The sequence below is a fragment of the Novosphingobium sp. genome, from assembly GCF_030696665.1.
Classification (GTDB): Bacteria; Pseudomonadota; Alphaproteobacteria; order Sphingomonadales; family Sphingomonadaceae; genus Novosphingobium.
In genome coordinates this window covers 57,662-77,963 of the sequence record NZ_JAUYRV010000053.1, presented here as the reverse complement: position 1 = coordinate 77,963, position 20,302 = coordinate 57,662, and the positions used below count along the sequence as shown (strand labels likewise).

Annotated in this window: 19 protein-coding genes; 2 read left to right on the top strand and 17 right to left on the bottom strand. The window is 63.4% G+C overall.

Annotation, left to right across the window (positions count from 1 at the left end; translation table 11 throughout):
* Window positions 1–22: 22 nt before the first annotated feature.
* From Q8R81_RS17915 to Q8R81_RS17880, 8 genes are read right to left on the bottom strand one after another with little or no spacing between them, the layout of a single operon-like run.
* Window positions 23–1,321, bottom strand: a complete 1,299-nt coding sequence (locus Q8R81_RS17915; protein ID WP_305619894.1) for a 2-hydroxyacyl-CoA dehydratase subunit D — start codon at window positions 1,319–1,321, stop codon at window positions 23–25.
* Entirely contained in the window at window positions 1,318–3,405 is a 2,088-nt protein-coding gene (locus Q8R81_RS17910; RefSeq protein ID WP_305619893.1) for a CoA transferase, read from the bottom strand. Before Q8R81_RS17910 ends, Q8R81_RS17915 begins: the two co-directional genes overlap by 4 nt.
* A complete protein-coding gene (locus tag Q8R81_RS17905; RefSeq protein ID WP_305619892.1) occupies window positions 3,402–4,283 on the bottom strand; it encodes a 2-hydroxyacyl-CoA dehydratase family protein in 882 nt (293 codons plus the stop codon). The genes Q8R81_RS17910 and Q8R81_RS17905 overlap by 4 nt, the downstream gene beginning before the upstream one ends.
* Before the next feature lie 2 nt (window positions 4,284–4,285).
* Window positions 4,286–5,596, bottom strand: coding sequence for a TRAP transporter large permease (locus Q8R81_RS17900; RefSeq protein ID WP_305619891.1), 1,311 nt, complete (start codon window positions 5,594–5,596; stop codon window positions 4,286–4,288).
* A complete protein-coding gene (locus tag Q8R81_RS17895) occupies window positions 5,593–6,045 on the bottom strand; it encodes a TRAP transporter small permease (protein WP_305619890.1) in 453 nt (150 codons plus the stop codon). Before Q8R81_RS17895 ends, Q8R81_RS17900 begins: the two co-directional genes overlap by 4 nt.
* Entirely contained in the window at window positions 6,042–7,148 is a 1,107-nt protein-coding gene (locus Q8R81_RS17890; RefSeq protein WP_305619889.1) for a CapA family protein, read from the bottom strand. Before Q8R81_RS17890 ends, Q8R81_RS17895 begins: the two co-directional genes overlap by 4 nt.
* A gap of 15 nt (window positions 7,149–7,163) precedes the next feature.
* The gene (locus Q8R81_RS17885; protein WP_305619888.1) at window positions 7,164–9,863 is read right to left on the bottom strand and encodes a TonB-dependent receptor domain-containing protein; all 2,700 of its coding nucleotides are present in this window, start codon (window positions 9,861–9,863) and stop codon (window positions 7,164–7,166) included.
* A gap of 58 nt (window positions 9,864–9,921) precedes the next feature.
* A complete protein-coding gene (locus Q8R81_RS17880; protein ID WP_305619887.1) occupies window positions 9,922–11,664 on the bottom strand; it encodes a CocE/NonD family hydrolase in 1,743 nt (580 codons plus the stop codon).
* A 147-nt stretch (window positions 11,665–11,811) separates the two neighbouring features.
* Here Q8R81_RS17880 and Q8R81_RS17875 point away from each other — a divergent pair, with 147 nt between their 5' ends.
* Window positions 11,812–12,483, top strand: a complete 672-nt coding sequence (locus Q8R81_RS17875) for a GntR family transcriptional regulator (RefSeq protein ID WP_305619886.1) — start codon at window positions 11,812–11,814, stop codon at window positions 12,481–12,483.
* On the opposite strand, the gene Q8R81_RS17870 is transcribed toward Q8R81_RS17875, so the two are convergent.
* Window positions 12,480–13,424, bottom strand: a complete 945-nt coding sequence (locus tag Q8R81_RS17870) for a rhodanese-related sulfurtransferase (protein WP_305619885.1) — start codon at window positions 13,422–13,424, stop codon at window positions 12,480–12,482. The genes Q8R81_RS17875 and Q8R81_RS17870 overlap by 4 nt on opposite strands.
* A gap of 78 nt (window positions 13,425–13,502) precedes the next feature.
* Between Q8R81_RS17870 and Q8R81_RS17865 the strand changes: the two genes are divergently transcribed.
* Window positions 13,503–14,678, top strand: coding sequence for an aminotransferase (locus Q8R81_RS17865; protein WP_305619884.1), 1,176 nt, complete (start codon window positions 13,503–13,505; stop codon window positions 14,676–14,678).
* Window positions 14,679–14,740: 62 nt separating this feature from the next.
* Here the strand turns inward: Q8R81_RS17865 and Q8R81_RS17860 are convergent, their stop codons facing one another.
* The 8 genes from Q8R81_RS17860 to Q8R81_RS17825 form a co-directional block, all read right to left on the bottom strand.
* The gene (locus Q8R81_RS17860; protein ID WP_305619883.1) at window positions 14,741–15,358 is read right to left on the bottom strand and encodes a twin-arginine translocation pathway signal protein; all 618 of its coding nucleotides are present in this window, start codon (window positions 15,356–15,358) and stop codon (window positions 14,741–14,743) included.
* Window positions 15,359–15,442: 84 nt separating this feature from the next.
* On the bottom strand, window positions 15,443–15,727 hold the full coding sequence (locus tag Q8R81_RS17855; protein WP_305619882.1) for a type II toxin-antitoxin system RelE/ParE family toxin: 285 nt from the start codon (window positions 15,725–15,727) through the stop codon (window positions 15,443–15,445).
* Window positions 15,724–16,011 carry a CopG family ribbon-helix-helix protein gene (locus Q8R81_RS17850; RefSeq protein WP_305619881.1) on the bottom strand — a complete coding sequence of 96 codons (288 nt, stop codon included), beginning with the start codon at window positions 16,009–16,011 and terminating at the stop codon, window positions 15,724–15,726. Before Q8R81_RS17850 ends, Q8R81_RS17855 begins: the two co-directional genes overlap by 4 nt.
* Before the next feature lie 54 nt (window positions 16,012–16,065).
* The gene (locus Q8R81_RS17845; protein WP_305619880.1) at window positions 16,066–17,832 is read right to left on the bottom strand and encodes an SLC13 family permease; all 1,767 of its coding nucleotides are present in this window, start codon (window positions 17,830–17,832) and stop codon (window positions 16,066–16,068) included.
* 53 nt (window positions 17,833–17,885) lie between these two features.
* Window positions 17,886–18,479 (bottom strand): hypothetical protein, encoded by a 594-nt coding sequence (locus Q8R81_RS17840; RefSeq protein ID WP_305619879.1) that lies wholly within the window; start codon window positions 18,477–18,479, stop codon window positions 17,886–17,888.
* A gap of 167 nt (window positions 18,480–18,646) precedes the next feature.
* Window positions 18,647–18,907, bottom strand: a complete 261-nt coding sequence (locus tag Q8R81_RS17835; protein WP_305619878.1) for a cytochrome C oxidase subunit IV family protein — start codon at window positions 18,905–18,907, stop codon at window positions 18,647–18,649.
* Window positions 18,904–19,503: a cytochrome c oxidase subunit 3 gene (locus tag Q8R81_RS17830; RefSeq protein ID WP_305619877.1), complete on the bottom strand. Its 600-nt coding sequence runs from the start codon at window positions 19,501–19,503 to the stop codon at window positions 18,904–18,906. The genes Q8R81_RS17835 and Q8R81_RS17830 overlap by 4 nt, the downstream gene beginning before the upstream one ends.
* Window positions 19,503–20,201, bottom strand: coding sequence for a hypothetical protein (locus Q8R81_RS17825; RefSeq protein ID WP_305619876.1), 699 nt, complete (start codon window positions 20,199–20,201; stop codon window positions 19,503–19,505). The genes Q8R81_RS17830 and Q8R81_RS17825 overlap by 1 nt, the downstream gene beginning before the upstream one ends.
* Between the last annotated feature and the right edge of the window lie 101 nt (window positions 20,202–20,302).

The window sequence follows — 20,302 nt, the reverse complement described above, 5'->3', positions numbered from 1 at the left end:
ACATAGATGACACCTAGCCGCCTCAAGCCAGCCCCCGCTGCACCAGAAAGTCCGCTACAAGACCCACCATGCGGTCATGATCCCAGTTGCCCGCATCGACCATGTCGGCATCGATCATCAGCACCGGCACACCCGCTTTCTCCAACGCCTCGGCGGTGATCTTGGTGCCCGATTGCGACAGCCGGTTCTCCGGTGGCAGCAGCACGACGCAGGCATCGACCCCGCACCGCTCGGCCTCGCTCGTCATCCACCCGTTCATCCAAGGCGGCAGATGCAGCACCTCGTTCATCGAACAGACGCGGCTGGCAAGCGCTTCCATCGGGCGGCCCTGCACTTCGCGGATATATTGCGGCCCGGCGAACGGCATGTACATCGACCAGACGAACACTGCGCCCATCCGCTCTTCAAGTGCTTGATAAAAGCCGGGATCGTGCCACACGCCAGCGCCAATCCACATCAGGCGGATCTTCTCCTGCGTGGCACAACCCGCGCCGGAAGCGACCCGTTCCATCACTTCATCGCGGAAACGTTTGGCGTGGTTCACCGCCCAGTCCGATCCACGGTGCCACTGCGGGATCATCGTGTTGGGCATCTGTTCTGCAATGGAAACCGGGCAAGGCCGAGCCGTTCCAATGGCTTGCGCCGCTTCCCAGATATAGCCTTCCTGTTCGTTGATCCGCTCCATCAGGTAATGGAGCTTGGCCTCATCGAACTTCCGCCCCGTCCGGTTTTCCAGAAGCGCAATCAGATCGCGCATTTCCGACACCGCCAGCGCGATGCGGTCTGCGTCGTAGACCTGTTCCCACTGGTCCTTGGAGTGCGCAAACCAGCGCGGATCCTTATGTTCCCATGCAGGCGCTTCCATCGGGAAGAATTCACTGCCCAGCGCATCCGCCCACTGGCCGAACACGTGCTGGATGCAATCGCAGGTCATGCGCGCCACCAGCACGGTCGGCTTGGGCAAGCCGCCCCACGGCGCGGTTTTCGGGTCATTCGCCAGCGTGCAGGCAAGGCCCAGCGAACAGTATTTGCAGCTGTTTTTGGGGTATCCGGCCTGCGCCATTACCTCGAAGTAGTGGTTCGAAAGCTGCTTGGCCGAGATATAGGCCGACCACCACTGGTTGGTGATGATGGGAATACCCATCACGTGGAAAATTTCGTGCGGAGTATCGGCCTGCACGATGGCAAAGGGTTCGCCGTCGTCCACTACGCGGCGCTTCAGGTCCGCGCCGAACTGCTTTTGATAGGCGTTGGCGGCGGCGGTGCAGGCAAGATCCTTGCGGCTGCGCTGGCCCGACTGGTTGGTGGTAGCGGCGCTCACTGGAAAACTCCTGCCTGGTCTAGTTCTGCAATCCGGGCCTCGGTCAGGCCGCACAGATCACGCGCGATTTCAGTGACATGCTCACCCATACCCGGCGCGCGGAAGGGCGCGAAGGCATCGCGCGAGAACTGGATCGGCGTGGCGATGTGGCCGAAGGGGCCGAGCAGCGGATGATCCAGCATGGCCAGCGCGCCGCGCCCGATCAGCTGGGCATCGCGCTCGATCATGTCCTCGCAGTCCTGCACCACGCCGCAGGCGATACCGTGGGATTGGAGCTGCGCGGCGATGGTCTGATCCTCTCGCGCCGAAGTCCACGCCGCAACGTCCAAGCCAGTCAGCGCCAGCAGCTTTGCGTGGTCTGCCTCGGTAGGGCACGAAATAGCCACCCAGCGGTCTTCGCCAGCGGCGGGCAGCACGTCCTGCCAGAACACGCGCGCATCGGCATTGCCCATGCGCTGCGGGCGTTCGCCACGCTTGGCTTGCGCCAGGTAGTCGCGCATCTGCTGCACGCAGATTTCGTACATCGACGCATCGATATGGCACCCGCGCCCGGTTTCGCGGCGATGTTGCAAGGCCCCGGCGACGCCTGCTGCCATGACATAGGGCACGATCACATCACCGAACGGCACTGCGCCGGGGATTACCGGGTCACGATCTGCCCAACCGGTGAGGAACGTGCGGCCCGATAGTGCGCCGCCAGTGCCATCGACGCCCCATTCCTGCGCCATCGGCCCGGTCTGGCCGAACACGCTGCCCGAAACCATGACGATGCCGGGATTGCGCGCGGCAAGGCTGTCGTAGTCCAAGCCCAGCTTGGCCATCGTGCCGGGGGAGAAATTCTCCACCACCACATCGGCCCAATCGATCAGCGGATCGATCAGTTCGCGCGCTTCGGGCTTTTTCATGTTGAGCGAGACACTGCGCTTGGACGTGTTGAGGTGCGCAAACCATGGCTTGTCGTCCCAGTTGCCGGGCTTTGATGCGGACACCTGCACATCGAGCCGGGCAAGGTCTGGCCGGGTGCGGGTTTCGATCTTGACGATCTCTGCGCCCAGATCGCCCAGCGTCTTGGTGGTGATGGACCCCACCAGCGCCCATGCGAAATCGAGCACCTTGACGCCCGAAAGCGGGCCGGGGCGGGTGCCGGTGTGGATCGCCGGTGCGGCGACTTGCGCCGTTCCCTCGCGGAAGCTGGCGAAGCGTTCGGGCAGACCGTCTGCCGTATCGAAGAAACCACGTGCCGCCAAATGCGGGTCGGCCAGCACGTCTGCCGGTTCGTTCGCCACGCAGGCGTTGATACCGCGCCGCAGGCCTTCGGTGGCGATTTCGTGCTTGGTGCGGGACAGGAAGAACGCCGCGATGGCCGCTTCCCACACGGCGCGGGTTTCCGCCGGGAGGGTGGAGCGGTTGTAGGAAAGCCAGTCTGTGCCTGCCAGCGGGTTGGGCACACCGGCCTCATCCATCCAGTCAGACAGCGCCTGATTGGCAGGCGCGCCGAGGCGTCCCGTCATCAGTGAATGGAAGCACCAGCCATCGGCAAGCCGCCAGATCGCGCGTACCGTGGCCTTGCCGTAAGCGAGCGCCCCGCCGACGCGGACAAGCTTGCGCTGATCGAACTGCCACACCAGTACGCCGTTGAAATTGCGGCTGAAAGCGACCTGCTGGATCGACACGTCAACATGCTGGCCTTTACCGTGCGTGCCGCGCGCATAGTGCGCCGCCAGCGCGCCGGAAGCGGCGACCATATCGGCGTGGAATGTGCAGGCGTCCCCGGCTTCCTTGACCGGTGGCAGGCCCGGTTCGCCCGTCACGCGCAACGCCCCGCCCATTGCCGAGGCGACCAGTTCGCCGCCCTGCCATGCCGAGCGCGGGCCGCCCGAACCGAAGGCGGTGACCGAAACGTGGACGGCGCGTGCGGGGATCGTCACGCCCTCCAGCGCTTCAAGGCCGAGATCGTCGATCACGAACGACGCCCCCTCCACCGGCCCGCCAAGTTCCGCGCCCAATGACGCGAGGAAGCGGGCGAGCGCGCGGTCTGCCATGTTGCCCAGCACGGCAACGCGATGGCCGGAAAGCGGCTTCATGCGGCAACTCCCTGCAGAAATGCCGCAATTTCAAGGTCGATCCCATCCCGGCACGACCAATCGCGCCGGGTGGCGACCAGCACCGGCAGGCCCATGTCCTCCAGCGCGGCGCGCAGGGCGGGTAAGTGCCAGACGGTGGTATCGTCCTCCTCGATCAGCCAGAGCAGCGCGGCCTTTGCGCCTACATCGCGCGCCTGCTGTGCCAAGGCTTCAGCGCGGTTGGTGAACCCGCGCGTGTCGAGATGGCGGGTGTTAAGCTGGCGGGCGAGTGCGGCGAAGGGGTCACCCGCCGCGTCAACATCCGGCCCACGATCTGCCCATTCGTCTGCCAACGTGCGGCCAATGGCGCTCCATCCCTCCGCTTCGGCCACGCGGTGCAGGCGTGCATCGGGCAAAGGGCTGCCTGCGATCAGGACGACTGGTTTTGTGCCGGCTTCGGCAGAAGTCGTTGCGCGCCGCGTCGCATTCCCCTGCGCAATTGCCGCCGACAGCGCCGCTGCATCGACGTCCAGCCTTTCGCCCAGCTGGCGCAATGCCGCTTCGGTGCGGGCCACGCTGCTGGCGCGGGCGATCTTGGCGATGTCGAGCATCAGCGGTTCGGGGCCTTTGATAGACCCGGCGCGGCGCAGTTCGCAAAGGTAGTAATAGAGCCGCTGCGCGCTGTCATCCGCGCGGGTGAAAACCACCGCCTCCAGATGATCGAGCGCGCCATCGGCCCAGTCCTGCACCACCGAGCGGGTCCAGGGCGCAAACTTGCTTTCCAGCCAGCGGTCGGCGGCGGGCATGGCGCGGTCTATGTTCCAGGTGAGCGGCCCGGCGTTGCGGCCCGTGGCATCGAACAGATCGTGCGGCAGGTTGGGTCCGGCGTATGACAGCATCTTCAATTTCCAAGCAATTCGGGCAGTCCCAGCGCCAGCGCGGGGAACAGGATGATGATGAGCAGGTGGAACAGATCGCTGGCGAGGAACGGCATCACGCCCTTGAAGATGCGGTTGATACTCACGTCCTTGGCCACGCCCTGAATGACATAGAGGTTCATGCCGAGCGGCGGGTGGACAAAGCCGATCTCCATCGCGCGGCACAGGAAAATGCCGAACCAGATGGCCGACATGCCTACGCCCTCCACCACCGGCAGCAGGATCGGCGTGGTCAGCAGCATCAGCGCCAGCCCATCGAGCACCGAGCCGAGCAGGAGCAGGATCAGCGCAACCAGCAGCAACGTGGGCACGGTGCCAAGCGCAAGGCCGGTGACCCAAGCGCCCACTGCATCGGTGACGCCGGTGATGGAGATGAACACCGAGAACACCAGCGCACCGATGATGACCATGAGGATCAAGCCGCTGGTGCGCAGCGTTTCTTCAAAGGCCTTCATCAGCATTTCACGGTTCAGGCGGCGTCGCCATGCGGCAATCGCCAGCGCGCCCGCCGCGCCGATGGAGGCCGCTTCCGAAGGGCTGAACCAACCCAGTGCAATGCCGCCGATGACCAGCGCGATCAGCAGTACCATGTCCGCAATCCGGCCCAGCGCAGCGCGCCGATCTGCCCAGGTGGCGCGTTCGCTGGCGGGGGCGGCGTGGGGGCGCAGGCGCACTACCACCCAGATCACCGCGCAATAGAGCAGCGCCTGCGTGATGCCGGGGACGATGGCGGCGGTGAACAGCTTGCCGATTGACTGTTCGGCAATGATCCCGAACACGATCAGCGCGCCCGATGGCGGGATCATCTGCCCCAGCGTGCCGCCTGCGGCGACGGTGCCGGTGGCCAGGGCATCGGAATAGCCGCGCTTGCGCATTTCCGGCAGGGCAACAAGGCCGATGGTGGCGGCAGTCGCAAGGCTCGACCCGTTGATCGCGCCAAACCCCGCACAGCCGCCGACCGACGCATAGGCAAGGCCGCCGCGCCGGTGGCCGACCATTTTGGCTGCCGCATCGAACAGATCGCGGCTGGCGTTGGACGAGAAAAACAGGTGCGCCATGAACATGAACAGCGGCAGGGTGCCGAGTTCGTAGCGGGTGAGCGTGTCGACCAGCACCACGCCGCCCTTGATCAGCCCCGGCTCTATCCCCAGCACGAGGAACAGGCCGCCAAGGCCCACAAGGCCGAGCGCCACGCCGATGGGCAGGCCCGCCAGCAGCAGCGCGAACAGAATCAGCACACCGATCAGGCCGGTTTCGGGCGTCGCCAGCATCATGGCTTCCGCCTCCGGAAAGCTTGTCCCAGCAGCGCAAGGACGATGGCCGCGAGCACCACGTTGGCGAAAAGGCGCATGGCGCGCCAAGATACGCCGACGACTTCGCTCTGCTCATGCCCGTCCCACAGATCGGCCATCAGCCAGACCGAGCCTGCCAGTAGCGCGGCAAAGAACACCGCGCCCAGCAGGGCGGACACGCGGTCAAGCAAGCGCCGCGCAGTCTCGCTCATGCGGTCTACCAGCAGATGAACTTTGGCGTGGGACCGGTCCACCGTGGCCACCAGCAGGGCCAGCGTTCCGGCGACAAGCACGGCCACTTGGACCAGTTCTATCGACCCGCGAAATGGCAGGCCCACATTCCTCCCGATGACCGAGATCGCATCGATGCCGGTTGCTGCCAGCAGCGCGATGCCGCCAGTGAGCGTTACCGCCGTGCGCAGGGCGCTCATGCCATCACCGTCCCGTCTGCGGCGATGGTGATGGGGGGAAGCCCGGCGGCCACGGTGATCTGTTCGATATAGCGGGCCACGGCCTCTTTTCTCTCTCCTTCGGCCAGCACAGGGCGACCCGGTGCCAGCACATCGACCGGCACGATGCTCACATCGACGCTGCCGTCTGGGTGCAGCGTCAACCGGCCCAACATGGCATTGACGGCCTCTGGGTGGAACGGGGCCAGTGTGTAGGCCGGGTCCGGTTCGAACCCGAACAGGGTCTTGCGCCGCTCTGCCCATTCGCGGCGGGCGGGGTGATCCTGCGCGGGGCTGAGCGCGCCGGTGACGACGCAGCCGTTGCCAAGGCCGTGGAAGATGGGCTTGCCGCGATGAAATTCGATGCCGCGCACGATGTGAGCGTGGTGGCCAATCACCACATCTGCGCCCGCATCGATGGCGGCGTGGCTGATTGCGCGCTCATAGGGGGCGAGCCGCGCGGGGGTGTGGACGATGCCTTTGTGCAGCGCGACCATCACGAAATCGGCCTTGGCTTTCAGCGCGGCAATGTCGCCTTTCACGGTGGCGAGCGCTTTGTCGGTCACACACTCAAGATTGGCGGCGGGGGCGATGGGCGAAGCATCCGCCGTTTCGATCCGCAAGTAAGCGCAACCGGCACTGGTTTCAGTCGCCCACGAAATCTCCGGCCCCACGCAGTTGTAGCTGAGCAGGCCGATGTTCAGGCCACCGCGTTCCACGACAACGGGCGTGCGCGCCTGCGCCAAAGTCAGCCCTGCGCCGGTGCCGTTCAGCCCGGCCGCTGCCATCAGGATCAGCGTATCGGCGATGCCGTCCGCTCCGCAATCGGCAATGTGGTTTCCGGCAAGGCTGAGCAGGTGAAACCCCGCAGCCGCAATCGCTGCCACGTTTTCAGGTGGCGCAGCGGGTGCGGGGACATCGCCTTTCAGCTCAACCCCGCGCGCCGAATGCGGCACTTCAAGATGGCCTACCGCAAGGTCTGCCGCCTGCAGCGCCGGAGCGATCCCGGCCAGCCAGTAGGGCGCATCCGGCTCATCGAGCACGAGATCGCCTGCCAGCACAATCGAGATCGCTCCTTCACGCATTACGATTGCCTTCGATCAGAACGACTTGCGGACGCTGACAGCGAAGAAGCGCCCGATGGGGTCGCTCGCGCTGGCATCATAACCGCCGCTGCCGTTGCCGCTGGGGGCAAGGTTCACGTAAGGCGGATCGACGTCGAACACATTGCGCACTTCGAGGCCGAGCGTCATGCCCTTGTCAAAGAAGCCCGTGCCCTGCCGGTCGCCGATGCGGTAGGTAATGCCCAGTTCGACCGGGGTATAGCTGCCGACGTTCTGACCGTCCTTGGTCAGGTTGTTGAAATAGCTGCCGACATGGGTTGCCATCACGCGCGCGCTCATCGGGCCATGATCCCATGTCACGCTGGCGCGCGCACGGAATTTCAGCGGGTTGAAGATGAAGTTGCGGCGGTCGATCAGTGGCGCGCTTGGCGTCAGCGCCACGTCATACTTGGTCAAGTATGTGCCTGAAAGATTGAACGAGAGCGCATCTTCCGCACCCAGATCGGTCCGCCAGCTGCCCACGAAATCGATGCCGCGCGTGATCGAAACGCCAAGGTTCTGGCTGCGTCCATCGACAAACAGCGTGACATTGGCCGCACTGCCACCGGGGAACGAACCGCCTGCCAGCGTCACGCCCTGCGCCAGCAGTTCTTGCACGCGGGTGGCCGCAGCCGCGCCGCGCAACACGATGCCGGTGCCGGCATACTGCGCCTCGGTGCCAAGGATCGACAGGTTCGAAAGGTTGGCCAGCACCTGATTCTTGTAGTTCACGTCCCAGTAGGTGAGGCCGAAGTGCAGGCTTGGCGTGGGGTCGATATCGATGCCGACCGACCATGACGTTGCCGTTTCGGGCTTGAGATCGAGGTTCGGGCCGGACAGCGCATAGCCCTGCAGCGGCGCACCGCCTGCCGGGTTCTGATAGGACTGGCCAAAGATGTTGTTCGAATTGCCATAGATTTCGGGGATCGTTGGCGCGCGGAACGATGTGCCATAGCTGCCGCGCAGCTTTACGCCATCGACCGGGGTCCAGTTCACGCCGAACTTGGGATTGGTGGTGCCGCCCACGTCGCTGTACTTGTCGTGGCGGACGGCGGCGTTGAATTCCAGACGCTGGAAACCGCCCATTGCGTTTTCCGGCCCGAACACCGGTACGAACACTTCGGCGTAGAACGAGTCCACTTTGCGCCCGAAATTGCGGAACACGATCGGGTTGGTCGGCGCGCCGCGTGCAGAGCCGAGCGCGACCTTGAAATCCTGCCGTTCATAGCCTGCGGCCAGTTTCACTTCACCGCCGGGCAGCGCCAGCAGCGTGCCGTTGATACGGCCTTCATACGTGCGCAACCGGCCATTGGTGGGGGCAAGGAAGATCTGGTTGGCAATCGTACCGAGCACGGCCTGGCTGGTGCGGCCAAGGTTGTAGGGATCGAACGCGGTGGCGGGGTTGCTGCTGGCGAGTGCCGCATTCAGCGCCGCGTTGTTCACGCCGAAGTATGATCCCGAAAAGTCGTTGGTCTTGCCATAACCGAACAGCGCCTCGGCTTCCCAATTGGCGGGGAGCTTGACCTTGATGCCCGGCGTGACTTGCCACGAACGGGCGAAACCTTCGGAATCGTTGGTCGGCAGATCGTTCTCGAAATTGTAGTCGAGCGTATAGCTGGTGCCGGTGAACCCTGCCGGACGCACGAAGAACGCGTTGGTCTGCGGCACGGTCAGCCGTGCGTTGGAGAAGGCGGACGTGCGGTAGAACGAGCGCTTTGAATAGAAGCCATCGTAGAACACATCCAGCCAGTCGGTCAGTGCGAAGCGGCCTGTGCTGTTTACCGAATCATACTTCTGGCGCGGGATCAGATCCTGATTGGTCAGCTCGTCACAGGTGTTCAGCGTGCCCGCATTGAGTTGCAACGCGGTTGCCTGCGTCACGCCCCGGGTGGGTATCGCATATGTCGTGCCATTGGCGTTGATATTGCCGGGGCTGCAACGGGCGATGCGATAGTCTGCGCCGCCGAAAGCGCGCTGATCGCTGGTGAAGAAATCGCGGTCGTCGCCGGAAAGGTTTGACCGTTCGACGTGTTCGTAGGCAACCATGATCTGGCCGCGGTCGAACACTTTGCCCAACGCTGCACCCAGCGTGGTTTCGTGGAAATCGCCCCGGCTGCTGATACCGGCACGCGCAAACACTTCGCCCCCATCAAGCGAGCGGCGCGGGATGATGTTGACCACGCCTGCCACCGCGTCAGACCCATAGATGGCTGATGCGCCATCGGCGATGATCTCGATGCGCTCCACGCCCAGCGAAGGGATGGTCGACGGATCAATGGAGCGGCTGTTGTTCGTCACGCGGTGGCCATCGACCAGAATCAGCGTGGCATAAGGCCCGATGCCGCGCAGGTTGACCGAGTTGCCATAAGTAATGTTGCCGCTGCCGCCCGACTGACCGCGCGAGTTTTCCGACACGCCAAGATCAAACACCTGCGGCACTTCGCGGATCATGCGGTCCACCGTCACGGCGGTGGAGGTTTCGATTTCCTTGCGGCCCAGCGCCGTGACGGTCGCTCCAACCGGAGCGGTGCCACGCACGCGGCTGCCGGTGACGATGATAGCGGAATCGGCGGGTGCCTCTTCGGCGGCCTCTTGCGGCATGTCCTGCGCCTGCACAGCGATTGGCAGGGCCAATGCCAGCACGCTGCATCCCATGTTCAGAATGGCCCGGGCGGACCGATCAAGATTGCCCTTCATGTTGCATTCTCCTTCCCTGAGCCGTCAAACGCGGCTTCTATTTCCCCAACAACACACTTTATTCAGCGACTGGCAGATCGAGCCGCGAGGCATCAGCGCCGCCGCGATGCACCGTGATGACCGGTGCCGGATTCTGCCGAATATCCTTCAGATTGCGCTGGCGCGGATCGGCCCCGGCCACGGTCAACCGCAGCCGCGCCCCTGCCGGAACTATCCGCGCAATCGGCGTCATATCGATGTTCAGGCGCACCACCTGCCCCGGCGTCACCGGCATGACATCGCCCTTGCGCCCCGGATGGAACGGAAGCCCCATCGCGGCATAGGGCGCGCGGCCTTCAACCCGGTGCGACAGCGCAAGCCGCCCGAAAGCAACGACTTCCGCCTTGCCAGCTGCATCCACCTGATCGAGATAGACGAACACTTGCGCATCGGGCTTGTCTGCCGAAACCGCCAGATGGGCCACGGGGAAACCCACGATCCGGGCAGGTTTGGTCAGCGGGGCCGTGGTATAGCTCAGCCCCTTGTCGTCCATCGGCTTGGCCCAGAACGCGAAGTATTCAGGGTCTGGCAGATCATATTGCACGGTAAAGCTGTCCGCCCCCGCAGCCCCTGCCCGCAGCGCCAGTGCGCCATCATTCGCCGAACGTGCGGTGCCGGTCTTGCCTGCGCCCAGATACCAGCCCTGCGCCGTGCTGCCCTCACCCGGCAATTTGTCGGACGTGACATAGCCGCCCTTCCCGTTCAGCCCCTCGACCCAATATGTCGCGCGCGGCGTTTTGCCGGGTGCCGCATCTTTCAGATGCTGGTTGAAATAGCGGGTGATCTCGCCGGTGAAATCGAACCCCGGCGGCGGCACGCAATGGCTGCCCGGCCCGGCCAGAAACCGCGCGTTCGGAAAGTTCGCCGCGCTCAGCAGCGATTGCGCGGTCGGCTCGTCCTGCCAGTTGCTCCAGAAATAAGTGGCAATCCCGGCGCGGCGGATCGCATCGAGATAGTTGTAGGTGCCGACTTCTTCCCAGAACTGGTTGCCGGTAAATTCGGAAACGCTGTCACGATAAGGCATGCCATACCACAGCGCGGCCATCGGGGTGTTGGCAGCGTGCTCAGCCACGGCGGCCTTCAACATGTTGCCATCAGCGTCTGCATCCACCGGCACGCTGGCCAGATCAACCTCTGGCGGCTCATCCGGCCGCGTGTTGAACTGCGCCGAAATGCCGCCACGGCGCACGAAGGCGTATTTATCAAGGTCCGACGCGCCGATGAACACCGCCTTCAACGATGGCGGTGCGGTGGTGGCGGTTTGAAAGGTGGTGCCGCCAAGGTAGGAGCAGCCGAGCATGCCGACCTTCCCAGTGGCAAACGGCTGTTTGGCCAGCCACTCGACCAGATCATGGCCGTCCTGCGCCTCGGTCCGGTCCTGAAAGCCCCGGCGGTGGCCGAACGATGCGCCCTTGCCGCGAATGTCGGCGGTGGCCACCACATACCCCGCGCGGATCAGACTGCGCAGGGCGAGCCTGTCGCTTAGCGCCATGTCCTCAACCTTGCCGTCCTTGTCCGTAAACCGTGCACGGTAGGGCGTGAACGAAAAGATCACCGGCAGCGGTGCGGTTTCAGCCACGCCATCACGCGCGGGGCGATAGACGTTGACCGCAAGACGCGTGCCATCGCGGACCGGCACATAGGATGATGTGCGCACGACATCGGGATAGGCCGGCGCAAGGCCGGACTCGGCCTGCAGCGCAACCGGCATGGCTGTGACGCACGCCACCACTGCACCAGTAAGGATGGGGTATCCGTTCACATCGACTCTCCCGCGCGGATCCCTGATTTGACTCGGGGTCCGCCGTGTTGCTGATGCTCTGATCCCTGATGTCGCAAGCGCTTACAACCGAAAAATGGCTGACGACATTGTTGACAATGTTGTTGATGTGATCTGATAAGGTGCGCCATGCCGCAATCGACCGAACCACCCCCACGTCCACCGACCGGGCTAGAAATTGCCGACTGGGTACGCCAGCGTATCCGCACCGGGCGTTTCGTGCCGGGCCAGCGTCTGGTCGAGGTGGACATCATCCGCCAGACCGGGGCGAGCCGGTCCAAGGTGCGCGAGGCTTTGCAGCGGCTCGAAGGCGAAGGACTGGTGGAGATCGAGGAGTTTCGGGGTGCCTCCGTGCGCTCATCCACGCTGGATGAAGTGCGCCAGATCTACCGCGCGCGTATGGCGCTGGAAGGCATGGCGATGCACGATTTCACCGCCAAGGCTGACCCCGCGATGATCGCCCGCCTGCAAGACCTTCAGGACCAGCTGGACGCCTGCGTGAAAGACCGCGCGCCTGATCGCTTTGGCCGCCTCAACAATGAATGGCACCGGCTGATCGTCGAAGGATCGGGTAACAACGTCATCGCCGAGCACCTGCAGCGCCTTAACGTGCCCATCCATCGCCTGCTGTTCGAAAGCTTTTACGACGATGACCGCCTGAACACTGCCAACGCGGATCACCGCGCCATGCTCGCACTGATCGTGGCGGGCGATGCCGATGGCGCAGAGCGTGCGATGCGCCGCCACATCGGTGATGGCTTTGAAACGCTCGCCCGGATCGAGGACGAGTTTTACAGTTAGGGCGCGCCCTGCACCGCGCCGATGTGCGCCACGCCCCGCGCCCGCGCCAGCTTCTCCTGCCGATCACGCTCGCGTGCAGAGGCGCGCTGTTCATCGGTGCGTTCGTGGTAACAGGCGGCGCAAGATACGCCGTCTTCGTAGAGGTCCGAAGCGCGTCCCTCTTCGCTTACCGGGCGGCGGCAGGCGCGGCACAGCACGTGGCTGCCGGGAGAAAGGCCGTGCCCCACTGCCACGCGCTCATCAAACACGAAGCATTCGCCGTGCCACAGGCTGTCGGCTGGCGGCACTTCTTCCAGATATTTCAGGATGCCGCCCTTGAGGTGATAGACCTCGTCCACCCCTTCCGCCTTCAGGAACGCAGTGGACTTTTCGCAGCGGATGCCACCGGTGCAGAACATGGCGACCTTCGGTGCTTTGCCCTCGCCCAGCAGTCGCTCGCGCTCTCGCCTGAACCATTCGGGGAAATCGCGGAACGTCCGCGTGCGCGGATCGATGGCGCGTTCGAACGTGCCGACATCCACCTCATAATCGTTGCGCGTGTCGATCACGATAGTCGCAGGATCGGCAATCAGGGCGTTCCAGTCCTGCGGCGCAACGTAGGTGCCAACGCTGGCGCGCGGATCGATGTCCGGCTCACCCATCGTCACGATCTCTTGCTTCACGCGCACTTTCATCCGGTAGAACGGCATTTCCGCCGCCCCGGAATACTTGACGTCCACCGTGGCGCAATCAGGCTGCGCACGGATGAAATCGACCACGCGGGCGATGCCATCGGCGGTGCCGGCAATCGTCCCGTTGATCCCCTCACGCGCCACCAGCAGCGTGCCCTTGATTCCCTGCGCCCGGCAGGTTGCATCGAGCGCATCGCGCAAGGCCGCCGGATCGGCAATCACGGCAAAGCGATAGAGCGCGGCAACGGTGATCGGCTGATTGGTCTGCATGGCGCTCCTTTAGCGCCCATCGCGAAAATCGCCAGATGGATTGCTTCCGGCCCCGCCCCCCGGCTAGGCTAGGCGGTGATGACAGCACCCCGCCTCCACCCGATCTACGCCGATATGCCGGTGACGATCTTCGAAGAAATGTCCGGCCTTGCCCGCCAGACCGGCGCGATCAATCTGGGCCAGGGCTTTCCCGACGGTCCCCCTCCGCCTGCATTGCTGGAAGCCTTGGCCCGCGCATCGGCGGAACAATCGCACCAATATCCGCCGATGGCAGGCCTGCCCGAACTGCGCCGCGCCGTTGCCGCATTCTATGCCCGCACACAAGGGCTGGACCTGCCTCCCGAAAGCGTGATCGTCACCTCCGGCGCGACCGAGGCAGTGGCCTCTGCCATCCTCGCCGTGGTGCAGCCCGGCGATGAAGTGCTGCTGTTTTCGCCCGCCTACGATGCCTATGCCCCGTTGGTCCGCCGCGCGGGCGGGGTGCCGGTGTTCATCGCGCTGCAACCGCCAGCGTGGCGCTATGACCGCGCCGCGATCGAAGCCGCCATCACCCCGCGCACCCGCGCGCTGGTGCTCAACGATCCGCTGAACCCCACCGGCACCGCCGCTTCGCCTTCAGATTTGGCAATGCTGGCAGAACTGTGCGTGAGCCACGACCTCTTCGCCATCTGTGACGAGGTGTGGGAAAACGTCCGCTTTGATGGCCAGCGCCACGACTCGCTACTCGCCCAGCCCGGCATGGAACGCCGTGCGCTGAAGATTGGCTCGGCGGGCAAGATTTTTGGCGCAACCGGCTGGAAAGTCGGCTGGATCGTCGCTGCGCCAGATATTGCCGCCGTGGTCGGCCGCGCGCACCAGTTCCTCACTTTCACCACGCCGCCGATGCTGCAATGGGCCGTGGCCGAAGGTCTGGACCGGCCGGACATCGCGCGAAGCTGCACTGCCCGCTGGGCCGAAACCCGCGCAGCTCTGATCGAAGCGCTGACCCGCGAAGGTTTTGCCACCCTGCCCAACGCCGCCACATGGTTCAGTTGCATAGACCTCCCCGCCTCGGGCATCACGCTGGACGACCGCACCTTTGCCCTGCGCGCGGTCCATCAGGCAGGCGTCGCCTCGATCCCGCTCTCGGCGCTGTGGGAAGGCGCTGGCGCTCCCACCAACATCGTCCGCCTGTGCCACTGCAAGCCCGAGACGATGCTGATGGACGCGGTGGAAAGGCTGGCGCGGTGGCGGGATGGCCTGGGAGCGAGCTGAAGTTGAGAGGGGCATTAGCGCACGCCCGATCTCTCAATCCTCTCCCCTGAAGGGGCGGCGGCCTACATAGCAAGCGAGACAGCTTCCGCCGCGGCAACCTTCGCTTCCCACTCCGCCCACTCAATCGCGCGACCGGGAAAGGCCACTTTGGCAAAGGGCCATTCTTTGGCCACCCACGCCTGCACCCAAGCATACAGCGCGGCATCAAAGCCTGCGTCGTATTCCGCCTTGGTCACCCACAGCCGCACCACCGCATCGTATCCCGGCACCGGACTGGGCGAAACATAGACGCTGCCGCGTTCGCGCGTGCCATCGGGTGTCAGCACGCCATAGGCGAAAGACTTGCGCGCCTGAAAGCGGGCCGCTTCGCCCTCCATGTCCTTCATCGCATCGTCAGCGTTCAGCCCGGCGTGCGGCCAATCGGTGCTGCGGGTGAAGGTCTTCTGCAGATGCTCGATCGAGGCCATGTAGGCATCAAAATCGATCTTCACCAAATCAGGGCCGAGCGGCACAAGCTTGAACCCCGGCCCTTCTGCCAGCGTGGGCACAGCGAAGTCCGCTGGCACCAGCAAGGGGGCTGATTTTGCCGCTGCAGTTTCCGCCGACTGCCCAAATGCTGGTCCCGCTTGCAGCGCCAGCGCCGCCAAAGCCAGCCCAGCGCCTGTGATCTTCAAACCCATGAAATGCGCTCCATCGCAACCGATGGTCAGCTAAGGATGTCAGCAGGTGCAGGGCAATACGCCATTCGCCACCGGGCCAAGCCGCTATCCCTCGTCCGGCCACTGCCGCCTTGCGTGGAGCAAACGCAGGATGCGCACTGCTTCATCGGTTACGTCGTATAGCAGGCGGTAGTTGTTGTGGACGACCAATTCACGGGTGCCATCAAGGCGACCGGACCGCCCCATGAAGGGATGCCGGGCAAGCGGCAGGCACTTTTCTTCAAACGTCGCATCGAGTTTTTCTGCAGCATGTGGCGCTTCACGCTCTATCCGGTCGAAAATGCCGTCACGGTCTTTCATCGCCTCCGTGGTCCAGAGGATACGCCTCACTCTCCGGCGGCCAGTCGCTCGCGGAGTTCAGCTCGCCTTGCTGCGAAATGGGCCTCAACCTCTTCCCCCGGAATCAGCATTCCCGCATTGGCCTGATCGATCCCGATCTGCGCCTCACGCCGGAACCATGCGTCGTATTCCGCCGCCTCGCGCTGTTCCTGCACATATTCGCGCATGAAATCGCGCAGCAGTTGCGCGCCGGTGCGGTCATGCGCTTTGGCGGCTTGGGCAAAGGCGGCTTTCAGATCGCCGTCGATCCTGAACGTGAAAGTTGCATCGCCCATCGCGCGGCTCCTGTGCTACATACGAAGTGCTGTGTAACACATTTCAGCGCCGCCTTAAAGCGGCCACGCCCACAGGATCAACGGTGTGCCGATCACCACCACCAGCACCGATAACGGCGCGCCCAGCCTTGCATAATCGCCAAAGCGATAGCCGCCCGGACCCAGGACCAGCGTGTTGCACTGGTGGCCGATGGGGGTGAGGAAATCGCAGCCAGCGCCGATGGCGGTGGCGATCAGGAATGCTTCGGGGCGGTAGTGCAACTGTTCGGCAAAGACTGCTGCGATGGGGGCCATGACCAGCACCGTGGCCGCATTGTTCAGGAACGGCGTGACGGCCATCGCCGCCACAAGAATCAGCGCCACCGCTCCCCATGCCGGAAGCTGCACGGCAAAATCTGCAAGCACCACGGCGATCAGGTCTGACGCGCCGGTGGTTTGCAGGGATTCGCTGACCGGGATCAGCGCCGCCAGCATGATCAGGATGGGCCATTCAATGGCCTTGTATGCCTCATCAGGCGGCAGCGCACCGGTGATTACGGTAAGGCTGGCAGCGGCAAAGAACGCCAGCGCGGCAGGTACGAAACCACTGCCTGCAGCCACCATTGCGGCAGCAAGGATCAGCAGAGGCAACCAGCGCGACTTGCGTGAACCAAGCCCGATCTTGCGCTGCGCCAGCGGCAACGCGCCCATTTCAGAAAGGCGTGCCGGCATCGTTTCCAGCGGGCCTTGCAGCACGATCACATCGCCTGCCTGCAGCACGGTATTCCCCGGCTTGCTGGCAATCGTAGCCCCCTCGCGCGAAATGGCGATGAGGTTGATGCCCAGACGGTCGCGCATCTTCAACCGCCGCGCGGTGCGGCCGATCAGCGCGGAATCAGAATGGATCACCGCTTCGATCACGCCAAAACCGTCAGCCTTGCCGCTGTCATCACTGTCGCCGCCTGCCAGCACAAGACGATCCGCGCCGACGACGCGTTCAAGTGTATTCGGCTCACCGCTGACGATCAGCACGTCGCCTTCTTCGATGTGGAGTGCAGGATCAACCGCGCCGCGCATGTCACCGCGCACCAAACCGGTTACCTCGATCTCGCTGTCATGGCGCTCACGAAATTCCGCCACCGTCAGCCCGGCGATGGGTGAACCTGCACTCACTTTGGCTTCGATCACATAAGACGAAATGTTGATCGCCTCTTCCATGCCTTGCGCGGCATTGCGATCGGTGGGCAGCAACCGCCAGCCCACGCTTAGAAACACGAGACCCACCGCCAGCAGCGCAATGCCGGTAGGGAGGTAGTCAAACATGCGGAACGGCTCGCCCGTCATTTCCTCACGCACGCGCGATACGATGATGTTGGGCGATGTGCCGATCAGTGTTGTCAGGCCGCCAAGCAGCGAGGCAAAGGCCATTGGCATCAGATAAAGCGACGGCGATGCCTTGTTCTTGCGCGCCATCTGCACCGCACCCGGCATCAGCATGGCCAGCGCGCCAACGTTCTTGATAAAGCCCGACGCAAGGCCGACCGCTGCTGACATGACCAGCATCTGCGTTTGCGGACGCTTTATCCGCTGCGCCAGCGACTGGAGCAGGCCTTCGATCACGCCAGAACGCTGGACCCCTGCCGACAGCACCAGCGCGGAACCGACAATGACCACAATGTCATCGGAAAAGCCTGAAAAAGCGGCCTTTGGTGACACCACGCCCAGTGCAATCGCCGCCAGCAGGGCGATTACTGCCGTCACATCATACCGAAAGCGTCCCCATAGAAACAGGACCATCATCCCGCCAAGCGTGGCCAGCGAGAGCCATTGCGGTGTTGTCATTGAAATACGTTTTTCATTGCCGGAACAATGATTAACCGGCGTTCAGGTTCCGCTCAACCAAAAAGCAGTTCGCCCTGTCGGGGCTGTTTGCGCGGCGGGGGCGGCGTGGCTATCCGGTGTGACAGCAGGCAGCGTGCCATGCCCTGAAGCACGTAAACCGCGTGGCGCTGCCCGCCCCGGTTTTCATGATCCACCGCAAAGCCCTTGTAATAGCGTTTCAAAAGCCCTGCCCCGACCAGTTCGGATACCGCGCGGCTAAGATTGGTCTTGCCCGAAGCGCGCACCCGATCCCGCACTTCTTCCTCTACCAACGCGGCGGCGGCGGCAGGATCGGTCGGCATGCGATCTTCAAGAATAAGGTCAGACTTCACCCGCTTTGCCAGCGCCGCGCGCCTGGGATCGCGCCCACCCATAGGAGCAAGGCTGTCGCACAGGAAATCGCGCAGAGTAGCCTCTCGCCCGGCGCGGCGGACAAACGGCCCTGCCTCGCCGCGCTCATCGGCCACTTCGGCGATGAGGCTTAGCACCATGAAGGCATAGCGCGGGCGGGTGCTTACATGCGCAAGGCAATCCAGCAACGACGACACCGGGCTGGGTGAAATCCCGATGAGGGAGGATGAACCTGAGAGGATCGTCTGTTGGAACATTTCGTGATTCAACAAAGCACATATCGGGATTCCTGTGAATCCCTTGCGTGCCCCTGATCACCTGAAATCCAACATTTGTCCTCTGTGACACTTTGCCCGAGGGTAAAGTGTCACGAATGGCCCTTTACCGTGTACAGGATGCTGGTCGGTGCCTGGACCATTATGCGCTAAAGCAAAGTGCGATAGAGGACGAACAAAAGCGCGGCCCCTACGGCCACAATCCAAATGTTGAACAGTATCTTCAACGACATCGCTGCGCGGCGGATGTCCATGTACTCCCAACCCACAACCCAGCCTTTAAGCAGTCCGATGCCAATTACGATCGCTCCGGCCGCGTTCGACCCAGCCAGCGATGACTCGAACGACAGCACGCTGATCCCGACGAGCAGGAGCCAGAAAAGCGAAAGCCGTTTGGAAAACCAGGTCACGTCGATGCTCCGTGCCGCAGGAGATACAGCAGTGCGAACAGCATCACCCACAGGAGATCCACTAGGTGCCAGAACACGGCACTGCCTTCCAGAACCGCAAACGAGCCAGTCCAAGCTCCGCTACGGTCGCATTGACTGGCAAGCCACGTCAGCACGCCAAGGCCGATCAGAACGTGAAGCAGGTGAATGCCGGTGTACATGAAATAGAAGGTGAAAAAGCTGCTGCTGTTCAGCGTGTCGCCGTGGCTGATGTGCCCTCCCCATTCGACAATCTTGACGCCAACGAAAGCCACGCCAAGCGCGATTGCACCAAGGATCAGTTGCCGGGCCTTTGTCGACCCGTGCCTGGCAGCGTTCACGGCATGCGCGATGGCCCACGAACTGGTCAGCAGAAGGATCGTATTGGCCAGCCCCAATCCCCGTCCCAGCTTTTCCTGCGACAAACGCATCGCATCGGCTTCGGCGACAAAGCTGTGGGCATACGTCACAAACAGAACGCCGAAGACAAGGAGATCGCCGAAAATCAGCACCCACAGGCCCGGCTCTCCGGGAATGTGCCCATGATGCGGCGTTGCAGCTTCTTCTGCTTCGTTCATTACTGCTGGTCCGCCAGCGCATTGCGCTTGATCGCGCCAAGCAGGACGATCTGTGTTGCCGTTATCCAGACACCAAAGACAGCTGCGGGAATCCAGAACGCGGCGATCCCGTTCCAGGCGAAAGGCCCGATCTTGAACAGGCCAACCACAGCGCCCGGCGCGCTGAGGATGCCGACCCAGATGTTGAGGTAGCCGTACCAGCGGGGCAGGATCGGGCGGGCGCGGCGGTCCTGCAGCACGACAACACCGGTGGCGAGATATTGTGTGGTGCCCGGGATTGCCGGAATGACCAGCAGGAACATCCCGAGGTCGCTCCACGCGCGGACCATTTCGACCGATGCATCAGGCCGGAAAGCTGCCATCGTGAACGCGAGGCCGCACAGGAAGACGGTGACCTGTCCGTAGGTGAAGACAAGTGCCGTGACCGTTGTCCACATCGGCACTTCACCCTCAATCTTCTTGAGGAACAGCAGGATGACGGTGATGAACGGCCAGACAATGGCCGATGCCGTCATCAGCAGAATGCCGCCGACAAGAAAACCGGTTTGGTTGGCGCGGACATGTTCGGCAACCGCATCAGCACCAAGCGTTGGGCTGTATGGCGGGAAAATATGCATAAGCGGCCACAGCGCGATGAAGAACAACGTGCCCATGAGCGGCCCGGTAAACACGCCGATTCTTAATGCACCCTGCTTCATCATCCATTCCCCGTTACGAATATCGGGAGGAACCTGCCCAAATGGCGTTCAGCGCGAACATATCTCAAGACAGGGTGTTTGAATGATCGGCGGCAATCGGG